Consider the following 10,186-nt stretch of genomic DNA (forward strand, 5'->3'; position numbering starts at 1 on the left):
GCGCGGGTGGCCTCGGGCCACTGGTCCGGGTTGTAGTCGGCGCCGAAGCCGATGCCGCCCAGGCGCGCGCGCAGCGCGGCCACGCGGCCGGCGGGGCGGTGTGTGGTGTCGTTCATCGGTGGGTTGTGGCACGCCGGGGCCGAAGTTCTCTCGGGCCGGCGCCACTTCTCCTTCGGGTCACTTCGGGGCGGTGAGGACGAATGGGTTCGCGGGAGGGGTGCGGAGGGCGTGCGTCGTTCGGCGCCGCCGGTTCGGTTCGGGGCGTGCCGTACCGCGTCTACTCGGGCTTTCGTCGTACCGGGAGTGGCAGCGAGCGGCGGGCGGCAGCCAGGGGGCGGCGGGCGATGCGGGGAGGCCGCGTGAACCCGTCGGCCGGGAGTGGGCGCGACGTGTCGTCGGGGAGTGGGAGTGGCCGTGACGGTCCAGCGGAGGGCCGTGACGGTTCGTCAGAGGTGCGTTCGGTCGTGACGGCTCGTCAGGGCGTGCGAGGGGCCGTGATCGTTCGTCAGGGAGTGGGCGGCGCCGAGGTGCTGTCCCGGACGATCAGGGTCGGGGCGACCGGCGTGGCGCCGTGGACGGTGGCGTGACCGGTGCGGAACTGGTCGAACAGCAGCGCCACGCACTGCCGACCGACCTCTTCGAAGTCCTGGTGGACGGTGGTGAGCGAGGGCAGGAACCAGGCCGACTCGGCGAGATCGTCGAAGCCCACCACGCTGACCTCGCCCGGCACCGGACGCCCCGCCTCGTGCAGGGCTCGCACGATGCCCAGCGCCATCTGGTCGTTGCCCGCGAACACGGCGGACACCTCCGGGTTCGCGGCCAGTTCGAGGCCGGCCGCGTAGCCGCCGGCGGCGGTCCAGTCGCCGTACAGCAGCGGCGGCACGGGCGCGCCGGCCGCCTTGAGCGTGCGGTGCCAGGATTCGGCACGCCGGCGGGCGGCGTACGAATCCTGCGGGCCGGACACATGCCAGACCGTGGGATGGCCCAGGTCGAGCAGATGTGTGGTGGCCAATCGGGCGCCCTCGGCCTGATTGGTGTCCACGCCCGGATGTCGGCGGCTCTCCTCACCGTCGACCACCACGACCGGCAGGCCGGAGGGCAGGCGTAGCGCGGGAGTGTCGAGGATCTGCGCCTCGATCAGGATGATGCCGTCCACGGCCTGCATGGTCAGCCGATCGAAGGCGTCGCGTACGGCGCTCTCGGTCTGCGCGCGCACGCTGACCACGTTCACCGAGTAGTCCGCGTCCTGCGCGGCGGCGACTATGGCTTCGAGGGTGCGCGCGTTGCCGTAGGCGTTGAGGCCGAAGCTGATCACGCCGAGCATCCGGAACTTGCCGGTGGCCAGTGCCCGGGCGGCCGTGTTGGGTCGGTAGCCGAGCATCCGCATCGCGGCGAGCACGCGTTCGCGCGTCGCCTCGTCGACGTTGCTGCGGTTGTTCGCGACGCGCGAGACGGTCTGGCTGGAGACCCCGGCCATCTCGGCGACGTCGGCCATGGACGGGGGTCGGGTACGCGTCGCGGACGACCCGCCCGATCCGGGCTTCGCCGACTCTCCGTCCTTCGCCATGCCCCGATCCTTTCATTCACACCGTCCGCGCCGGGCGGCGGATGCGCTCATGTTCGCGCGAACATGATGTCGGGTCAACAGCGTGTCGTGAACGTTCGCGAAGGATTGCCGGGGGTCGCCAAAAGCGACATTCCTGCGGGAAAATTCCCGCACGAACGTCCGAGGGATGCCTATTGACAGCCGTTGAGGCTGACGGAACACTCTCGAAACGCGCCGCGATGTTGGCGCAAACATTCGGGGTCGGTGGTGAACACCCGCGCGTCCGCCGTTCTCGAAATCCCCGAGTGTTCCGGAGGACCTTCCGTGAGAGTCGACCCGACCCCATGCCGCCGACAGGGCATGCGGTGAAACGCGGCGCCCTGCGGCGTAACCTCACCGGCCACGCCTTCTTCTTTCCGTTCCTGGTGGTCTTCGGCATCGGCGTGGCCGCCCCGCTGGCCTACGCGTTCCGGCTGAGTCTGTACGAGGACCGGATGATCGGGGGTACGGTCTTCGTCGGCTTCGACAACTACTCGAAGGCGCTGAGCGACCACCTGTTCTCGGCCGGACTGGCCCGGGTCGCGCTGTTCTTCGCGATCCAGGTACCGCTGATGCTGACCCTGTCTCTGCTGGCGGCGTTGGCCATCGACAGCGGCCGGCTGCGCGGCGCGAGCCTGTTCCGGGTCGGCATCTTCGTTCCGTATGCGGTGCCGGGCGTGGTCGCGGCACTGATGTGGGGCTACATATACGGCGACCGGTTCGGCTTGGCCGCCGAGGTGGGTGACCTGCTCGGCACGGAGCTGCCCGATCTGCTGAGTCCGGACTGGATGCTCGCGTCCATCGGCAACGTGGTGACCTGGTCCTACGTCGGCTACAACATGATGATCCTGTACGCGGCCCTGCGGGCGATTCCCGAAGAGTTGTACGAGGCCGCCGAGATGGACGGCGCGGGCGTGTTCCGTACCGCGTGGAGCATCAAACTCCCGGCGCTGAAGCCGGCGTTGCTGCTGGCCACCACGTTCTCCGTGATCGGCAGCTTTCAATTGTTCAACGAGCCGAGCATCCTCCAGACGCTCGCCCCGGCGTCGGTGCCGACCAACTACACCCCGAACCTGTACGCCTACAACCTCGCGTTCAGCGGCCGCCAGTTCAACTACTCGGCCGCCATCGCGGTGGTCCTCGGCGTGGTCACCGTGTTCGTCGCGTACCTGGTCCAACTCGCCACCGCACGACGGGAGCGCATGCAGTGAGCACCTCCACCCTGCCGGACGGATCGCGTGCCACGGGCGAGGCGGGCGAGGCCGGCGAGAAGAGCGGGGCCGGCGCAACCGGCGTGACGCGGGCCGGGTTCCTCCGTCCGCGCGGGCGGCTCGATCGACGTGCGCGACGTGGGCGAGGGAGGTCGGGTGATCGCCACGATCGACGTGGTCGCAAGAGCACCGCGCTGACGGTCGCGATGGCGTTGATGCTCGCCTATACGCTGCTGCCGCTGGTGTGGCTGATGTTCGGTGCGACCAAGTCCAACGAGGGCCTGCTGTCCTCGCGCGGGCTCTGGTTCGCCGACGACTTCGCGTTGTTCGACAACGTCCACGACGTCTTCACCTACGACGACGGCATCTATCTGCGCTGGTTCGCCAACAACCTGCTGTACTCGGTGGTCGGCGCGGGCGGCGCCGCGCTGATCGCCACCCTCGGCGGGTACGCGCTCGCCAAGTTCGAATTCACCGTGCGGCGGCTGATGTTCGCGCTCGTGCTGGGCGCGATCTCGATTCCGGGCACGGCGTTGGCGGTGCCGACCTATCTGCTGTTCAGCGACGTGGGCATCGTGAACACCCCGTGGGCGGTCATCCTGCCCTCCCTGGCCAGCCCGTTCGGCCTGTACCTGATGCGCGTGTACGCGGCCGACGCGGTGCCGGACGCGATGCTGGAGGCCGCCCGCATGGACGGCGCCGGCGAACTGCGGATCTTCTTCACCATCTCACTGCGACTGCTCATGCCCGGCTTCGTCACGGTGCTGCTGTTCGCACTCGTGGCGACCTGGAACAACTACTTCCTGCCGCTGATCGTGCTCAACGACCCGAACTGGTTCCCGCTGACCGTCGGCCTCAACCGGTGGAACGGCCAGGCCAACGGCGGGAGCGTGGCGGGAAGTACGGCGATCTACCCGATTCTGCTGACCGGCAGTCTGCTCGCGATCGTGCCGCTGATCGTGGCCTTCCTCTTCCTTCAGCGGTTCTGGCAGTCCGGCCTGTCGGCGGGCGGGGTCAAGCAATAGAGCCGTGGGCTCGGCGCGCATTTCGCTTCTTCTGTGCATGCCCTTGCTGCGTTTCGGCATTTTCCGGCATGACATATATTTTCGTGATCTGCCATGCGTTTCTTCTATTTCGCTCTTCATCACGTTTTTGTTTCGCTCGTCCCCGAGTTTGCGAATTCCCTTTGGAGTGGCCACATATGAACGCAAGAACGTCGATCGTGGGTCGGCTCGGCTCGCGCCGGTCGACCTCGGTGACTGCCGCGGCGACCGTCGCGGCGCTGGCCCTGTCGCTCGCCGCATGCGGGTCGGATTCGAAGTCCGACGACGACGAGGGTGGCCGGAAGGCCGATCCGGCGGCGGTCGCGGCGGCTCTCGAACAGCCCGCCGAGATCACCTTCTGGAGCTGGGTCCCCAATGTGGATCGGACCGTGGCGCTCTTTCGGAAGAAGTACCCCAAGGTGCACGTCAAGCTGGTCAACGTAGGCCAATCGGCCGACCAGTACACCAAGTTGCAGGCATCGCTGAAGGCGGGCGAGGGCGCTCCGGACGTCGCGCAGATCGAGTATTTCGCGCTGCCGCAGTTCGCGATCACCAAGCAGCTGGTCAACCTCGCCGACTACGGAATGGTTTCGTCGCGGGACAAGTTCGCCTCGTCCGCGTGGTCGCAGGTCAATGTGGCCGGTGGAATCTACGGCGTTCCACAGGACACCGGACCGATGGCGATGTTCTACCGCAAGGACATCCTCGACAAGCTCGGCGCCACGCCGCCGAAGACCTGGGCCGAAGTGGCCGAGTTGGGCCGGAAGATCAAGGCGGCCAATCCGGAGAACTTCGTCACCTACGCCGACCAGGGTGACGCGGGCACGGCCAACAGCATGATCTGGCAGCAGGGCGGAAAGCCGTACCAGGTCTCGGGTGAGTCGTCGGCGGCGGTCAAGCTCAAGGACGACCCGGGCACGGCGAGGTGGGCGAGCACGTGGGGCGGGATGCTGGCCGAGAAGACGGTCGACGCCACGCCGAGTTGGAACGAGGAGTGGTGGAAGTCGATGGGCGCCGGCAAGTACGCGCTGTGGATGGCCGGCGCGTGGGCGCCCGCCGTACTACAGAAGAACATCCCGCAGGGCGCGGGTCAGTGGGCGGTCGCGCCGATGCCGACCGGTGATGGCGCCCCGGCCAGTGCGGAGAACGGCGGTTCGTCGGTCGCGGTGACCAAGCAGGCCAAGAACAAGGCGGCTTCGGTCGCCTTCGCCACCTGGCTGAACTCGGACCCCGAGGCGGTCAAGTCGCTGAACACCGACGTGGGCCTGTTCCCGGCGACCCGGTTGTTGCTGGACGACCCGGCGTTCCGCGGTGCCGAACTCCCGTACTTCCCGGGTTCGAAGCCCAACGAGGTGTTCGCGCAGATGTCCGGTGCGGTGCGGCCGGAGTGGCAGTACCTCCCCTTCCAGGTGTACGCGAACAGCATTTTCAAGGACACCATCGGCCAGGCCTACAAGCCGGGCGGTGACCTGCCGGGCGCGTTGTCCAACTGGCAGGAGCGGATCGTGTCGTTCGGTAAGGAGCAGGGTTTCACGATGAAGTGAAGCCCGAGTGGGTCGGTTTGGTGTGGTTCGGGCGGCGGCGGCGGCGGTGGGGGGGCGGGTGAGTTGCCTGCCGCCGCCGATGGGTCGGCTGGATGGTCTGCCGCCCGATGGTTGGTCGGAGAGCGGGTGTGAGCGAGAGCGTGGGGGAGCGGACGGCATGACGAAGAGTGGTTCGGTCGATGGCGGCGTGCTCGCGTTGGAACCGCGTGCCGGCGAACACTGGTGGGGCGGTGCGGTGGCGGACGGCCGGCACATGCCGTTCGCCGAGGGGTACGGGATCGACCTGCGGGACGTGAAGGCCAACCAGGGCATGCCGGTGCTGCTCTCCGATCACGGCCGATGGGTGCACTGCGCTCGGCCGTTCGCGTTTCGGATCGAGGGCGGGCGGCCGGTGGTCGAGGTGCCTGGGGTGGCCGAGTTGCCCGGTGCTTCCGGTGCTTCCGGTGCTTCCGGTTCGTCCGGGGCTTCCGGCGCTTCCGGGGCTTCCGGTTCGTCCGGGGCAGAAGTGGGCGTCGAGGCGGGTGTGGCTGCCGGTGGCACATTGCGGGACGCCTACTTGGAGGTGATGCGGCGTCACTATCCGGCGTCCGGTGGGTTGCCGGACCCGTTGTTGTTCACCGCGCCGCAGTACAACCTGTGGATCGAGACCGTCTTCGAGCCCACCCAGGAGAAGGTGCTCCGCTACGCGGAAGACCTGCTGCGGAACGGGTTCCCGCCCGGCGTACTGATGATCGACGACCGGTGGAGCGAGGACTACGGGACCTGGACGTTCCACCCGGGTCGCTTCCCGGACCCGGCGGGCATGGTCGCGCGGCTGCACGAACTCGGCTTCCGGGTGATGTTGTGGCTGGTGCCGTACGTGACCCCGGACTCGCCGACGTGTCGGGTGCTGCACGACCGGGGCCTGCTGGTCGAGCGCCCGGACGGGTACTTCGGCGTGCATGCGTGGTGGAACGGCTACAGCGCGGGCCTGGACCTGCTCGATCCGGCGGCCACGGGATGGCTGCGCGAGCAGCTTTCGGAGCTTCAGGAGTCGATCGGCATCGACGGGTTCAAGTTCGACGGCGGCGACGCGCCGTTCTGGCGCGCACTCGGCGTGGCCGACCCGGAGGCGTACACGCACGCGTGGAACCGGTTCGGCGCGGAGTGGCCGCTGAACGAGTTCCGCGACTCGTGGCGCGCGGCCGGGTTGCCGCTGGCGCAGCGCCAACAGGACAAGTACCACCTGTGGGAGGGCCGCTTCGGCTTGGACAGCCTGATCCCGAACGCGCTCGCCCAGTCGATCACGGGCCACGCGTTCACCTGCCCCGACATGATCGGCGGCGGCGAATTCCGCTTCGTCCCGGGTCCGGGCGGCGAGGGCTTCGACCCGGAATTGTTCGTCCGGTACGCGCAGACCGCCGCGCTGTTCCCGATGATGCAGTTCTCGGCGGCCCCGTGGCGTGTCCTGGACCCGGAACACCTCGACCTGTGCCGTGCGGCCGCCCGCCTGCACACCGATCTGGGCCCGGAGATCCTGGCCCTGGCCCGCGCCTCCGCCCACACCGGCGAGCCGATCCAGCTCCCGCTGGACTACGTCTTCCCCGGCCTGGGCTACGCCGCCATCACCGACGAGTTCCTCCTCGGCGACTCGATCCTGGTCGCCCCCGTCACCACCAAGGGCACCCGCTCCCGCAAGATCACCATTCCCCCGGGCACCTGGCAGGCCGACGACGGCACCACCCACACCGGCCCCACCGACATCGAGGCCGCCACCCCCTTGTCCCGCCTCCCCTGGTTCCGCCGCGTGGCCACCACGGACCGACCAAGCCCCGACGCTGGCAATTGACCGCACCACGGGCCGGCCGGCCCCCGATCGCCGGCCGCCCGCCCGACCCCACGCCCGCGGGCCGACCGACCAACCCCCATGCCGGCCGACCGAGCCCGGTGACCATCCGCACGCCCGAGCGGCACGAACCACCCCCACGCATTCGGTAGGCTGTCCTCTCACCTCCGGGCGCATAGCTCAGTTGGTTAGAGCACTGCTCTTACAAAGCAGGGGTCGACAGTTCGAGTCTGTCTGTGCCCACCCGAAGCGGAGCCCAGGTCAGCGTGCTGACCTGGGCTCTGTTGCTTTCCGTGGCGGTTTGGGCGCCTGGCTGAAGGCGGTCCGGGGCCTTGTGTGTGCGATGTCCCGATGCGGGCTTCCTCGCGACGTGGCCTACGTCTACCTGCGTCTACCTACAGTTCTCGTCGATCTTGTATTGCATCGCCCTCGGGTAGTCGCGCCGGTCGAGCAGCACGCGGACCAGGATCGGTCCCCGGTTGATCTGGTCGTTGCGGTCGGTGACCCTGGTCAGGAGGGTTTCGAGGTCGGTGTGGGTGCGTACGCTCACGCCGGTCATCGGGTGCTTGTCGGTACCGAAGACGTCGGCGAGTCGCTCGTATTGCCACACGTGCAGGTTGTTGTAGAACTCGGCGCCTTCGGACGGGTTTTCCGCGTAGTAGCAGGGGTGTACGAGCATCTGCTCGATGCCGTAGAACCCCTCGTTGTCCAGGACGAACACGACGGGACGCAGCCCGTGCCGGACCTGGGTGGACAGTTCCTGGCAGGTCTCCTGGAAGGAGCCGTCGCCGACGAACACCAAGGGCCGCTTCTCGGGCTCCTGCCTGGCCAGGGCCACTCCGGAGGCGGCCCCGACCGAGTAGCCGATGGACAGCCGGCTGTTCTGGGCCACGTAGGAGGCGCGCTCGACCATGCGCAGGTTCATCGTGCCGATCAGCGCGAACGCGGCGTCCGAGACCACGGTGAACGGGTTGACGCGTGCTCCGGGCGGGCCGCTGTCCTGGTCCTGGAGGAAGGCGTTGACGTGCCGGAAGAGGCTGTCGTACGTCAGGTCCGTCGGGTAGTCGCCGCCCACCAGGCCCGCCAGGAAGGCGACGGTGCTGTCGGGGACGTCCAGCCCCGCCGCGTGTGCCTGGGTGAAGTAGTCGGCGGCGAAGGCACCGGCCCCGAACTCCGCGGTGAGTGCCTCGCGCAGGGCCGGGATGAACCGTTCGAGTTGCACGTCGGGGAAGTAGGAGGCGCCGACGTTGACCCCCTCGTGGGCGGAGACCACGACCCTGCCGGCGGCTCCGCAGGGGTACGCGTGGGTGCGGTCCGGAGCGTCGGCAGGGCTCGGGGGCCGGTCGCAGTTTTCGTTCACTCGCGGTGCGGACCTCGAGCCGCGATCAGGTTCGGGTCGGTCGGCCGCCGCTCCGCCCTTCCCTGATCCTGCGGGTCGGCACGGGGCGCAGGAGGTGTCCTTCCGGTCCACGGACACGAGGAAGCCCCCGGCATCGTCACCGTCCGCTCCGTGTTGATCTACGCCGAGCCATCCCTGTTGTGGCATAGTCGGGCGGCGCGGGGTGAGGTGGTGGACGACATCGAAGGGCAGGCAGCATGAGCGGCGACCGGATGGCGACCACGCGCGAGCGTGCCGACCTGCTGGAATCTCTCGCGAGGCATCGCGGGTTCCTGCGCCAAACGGTCCACGGACTCACCGACGAACAGGCGGCGACGCGTACCACCGCGAGTGAGCTCTGCCTCGGCGGCCTGATCAAGCACGTGGCCGGCACCGAGGCGTCCTGGATGCGATTCGCGGTCGGCGGCGCGGAGGCCATGATGAGCGAACCGACCGACTGGGAAGGCCAGTTCCGCATGGCCGAGGGCGAAACGCTCGGCGGACTGCTCGACGCGTACGAAAACGTGGCACGTGCGACCGACGACCTGGTGGCCACGCTGCCCGATCTGGACGCGTCCCACCCTCTTCCCGAGGCCCCGTGGTTCGAGCCGGGCGCCCGGTGGTCCGTGCGCCGCGTCGTCCTCCATGTCATCGCCGAGACTTCGCAGCACGCCGGACACGCGGACATCCTCCGTGAATCACTGGACGGCGCCAAGACGATGGGCTGACCGGCCGCGGCGGCCTACATATCGTCGATTCGGGCGATCGGGGCGCCGCTCGCCGAGAGGGCGCGGACACGGAAACCTCCGACCAGCGCCCGCATTCGCGCGCGCGCCGCGTGCGCGGGTAACGCGGGCGTTCCGGCACCCGCCGACATTCGGCAGTACGGGCACCCGATTTCGGGGTGTCCGGCGGATGCGCAACGGCACGCGGGTACGGGCCCCGTCACGCACGCGGTGGGGCCCGTACCCGAGGTCTTCATCGGTCTTGGGGGTGTGGGTCAGCCGCCTTGGCCGGCGCTGCCGATGGGGCCGACGTCGACCGGGGAGCCGGTGCCGTCGGTGACGGGCAGGGAGCCGGTGCCGGGCCAGCGCAGGGTGACGGACTTGGTCTCTCCGGGCGGGGTCACCTGGAGGCCGGTGATGCGGACGCCGGAGCCACCGCTGTCGTTGGCCGGGTAGGTGATGCCGAAGGACACGGACTTGTCGCTCTTGAGGGTGAACGGGTCCGCGGGTGCGCCGGTGCGCTTCGCGGACAGCGGTCCCGCGCTGGTCTGCAGGTCGACGCCGGCGAATCCGGACATGGTGCAGTTGTGGCCGATATTCTTGAACGTCACGGCGACGGTGTGGTTGGTGTCGCCGCCGATGGTGGCGTCGATCGCGGTGACCTGCAGGTCGTCGGTGCGGCACTTGCCGATCGAACCGTCGTTGCCGGCCCCGCCGGTGGTGCCCTGGCCGGCGGAGGTCTTTCCGGCGGGGGTCGTTCCGCCGCTCTGGCCGCCGCTCTGGTTGCCGCCGGTGGTGGTGGAGGCGGCGGGTTGGGTGGGGGCGTTGCCGGCCTGGCCGGCGGGTGCGGAGGCGGGGGGCGGTGCGGCGCCGGT

Annotated in this window: 8 protein-coding genes and 1 tRNA gene; 6 read left to right on the forward strand and 3 right to left on the reverse strand. The window is 69.1% G+C overall.

Annotated elements, in window-relative coordinates; translation table 11 throughout:
• Positions 1 to 505: 505 nt before the first annotated feature.
• The gene (locus ACIRL2_RS50910) at positions 506 to 1,495 is read right to left on the reverse strand and encodes a LacI family DNA-binding transcriptional regulator (RefSeq protein ID WP_395873753.1); all 990 of its coding nucleotides are present in this window, start codon (positions 1,493 to 1,495) and stop codon (positions 506 to 508) included.
• 395 nt (positions 1,496 to 1,890) lie between these two features.
• Between ACIRL2_RS50910 and ACIRL2_RS50915 the strand changes: the two genes are divergently transcribed.
• The 5 genes from ACIRL2_RS50915 to ACIRL2_RS50935 all read left to right on the forward strand — a co-directional run bounded on the left by ACIRL2_RS50915 (position 1,891) and on the right by ACIRL2_RS50935 (position 7,451).
• A complete protein-coding gene (locus ACIRL2_RS50915) occupies positions 1,891 to 2,796 on the forward strand; it encodes a carbohydrate ABC transporter permease (RefSeq protein WP_395873624.1) in 906 nt (301 codons plus the stop codon).
• Positions 2,793 to 3,821 carry a carbohydrate ABC transporter permease gene (locus ACIRL2_RS50920; RefSeq protein ID WP_402242577.1) on the forward strand — a complete coding sequence of 343 codons (1,029 nt, stop codon included), beginning with the start codon at positions 2,793 to 2,795 and terminating at the stop codon, positions 3,819 to 3,821. Before ACIRL2_RS50915 ends, ACIRL2_RS50920 begins: the two co-directional genes overlap by 4 nt.
• A 176-nt stretch (positions 3,822 to 3,997) precedes the next feature.
• A complete protein-coding gene (locus ACIRL2_RS50925) occupies positions 3,998 to 5,383 on the forward strand; it encodes an ABC transporter substrate-binding protein (RefSeq protein WP_402242579.1) in 1,386 nt (461 codons plus the stop codon).
• Positions 5,384 to 5,540: 157 nt separating this feature from the next.
• Positions 5,541 to 7,211: a glycoside hydrolase family 31 protein gene (locus ACIRL2_RS50930; RefSeq protein WP_402242582.1), complete on the forward strand. Its 1,671-nt coding sequence runs from the start codon at positions 5,541 to 5,543 to the stop codon at positions 7,209 to 7,211.
• 166 nt (positions 7,212 to 7,377) lie between these two features.
• Positions 7,378 to 7,451 (forward strand) — tRNA-Val (locus ACIRL2_RS50935).
• 148 nt (positions 7,452 to 7,599) lie between these two features.
• On the opposite strand, the gene ACIRL2_RS50940 is transcribed toward ACIRL2_RS50935, so the two are convergent.
• Positions 7,600 to 8,481, reverse strand: a complete 882-nt coding sequence (locus tag ACIRL2_RS50940) for a thiamine pyrophosphate-dependent enzyme (protein ID WP_402242585.1) — start codon at positions 8,479 to 8,481, stop codon at positions 7,600 to 7,602.
• A gap of 323 nt (positions 8,482 to 8,804) precedes the next feature.
• On the opposite strand from ACIRL2_RS50940, the gene ACIRL2_RS50945 reads away from it, so the two are divergent.
• Entirely contained in the window at positions 8,805 to 9,314 is a 510-nt protein-coding gene (locus ACIRL2_RS50945) for a DinB family protein (protein WP_402242588.1), read from the forward strand.
• A 272-nt stretch (positions 9,315 to 9,586) separates the two neighbouring features.
• Here ACIRL2_RS50945 and ACIRL2_RS50950 read toward each other — a convergent pair.
• Positions 9,587 to 10,186: DUF4232 domain-containing protein (locus ACIRL2_RS50950; RefSeq protein ID WP_402242591.1), on the reverse strand; the 600-nt coding region annotated here is incomplete at its 5' end.

It is taken from the genome of Embleya sp. NPDC127516, assembly GCF_044765325.1.
GTDB lineage: Bacteria > Actinomycetota > Actinomycetes > Streptomycetales > Streptomycetaceae > Embleya.